Here is a 300-nt window from a genome sequence, read left to right as displayed (position 1 = left end):
AATCTTAGTCATCCAGGCCTACTTCTTTTCTAATTTTTTCCCAGCGGTCAGATTTGGACTTCTTAGTTAGCTCCTCTATCTCTTTCTCTGTAGCTTCCGATTTTGAGGTTAGCTCCTCATATCGCAAATAATCTAGAATAGACTGAATTTTAGATGCCTTCGTACCCGCAGAAAAACGCACCAATATTTCATTGTTTTTACGTTCTACAATCATAACTCTCGTTTTACCAAATTTATATATAATATTTTATTTCTTAATCCTACTGAATAACTATGACTTAACTCCCTACCCGCAACCCG

Annotated in this window: 1 protein-coding gene; it reads right to left on the bottom strand. The window is 36.0% G+C overall.

Annotated features, from left to right (window positions below):
• Nucleotides 1-4 precede the first annotated feature (4 nt).
• A complete protein-coding gene (locus HC176_RS18905; protein WP_167920511.1) occupies nucleotides 5-214 on the bottom strand; it encodes a hypothetical protein in 210 nt (69 codons plus the stop codon).
• Nucleotides 215-300: the final 86 nt, after the last annotated feature.

The organism is Tamlana crocina, from assembly GCF_012037625.1.
This window is presented reverse-complemented; position numbering and strand designations above follow the sequence as displayed.

Excerpts from the sequence above, each read along its gene's own strand:
- HC176_RS18905 (WP_167920511.1), bottom strand. The coding sequence starts at position 214 with ATGATTGTAGAACGTAAAAACAATGAAATATTGGTGCGTTTTTCTGCG.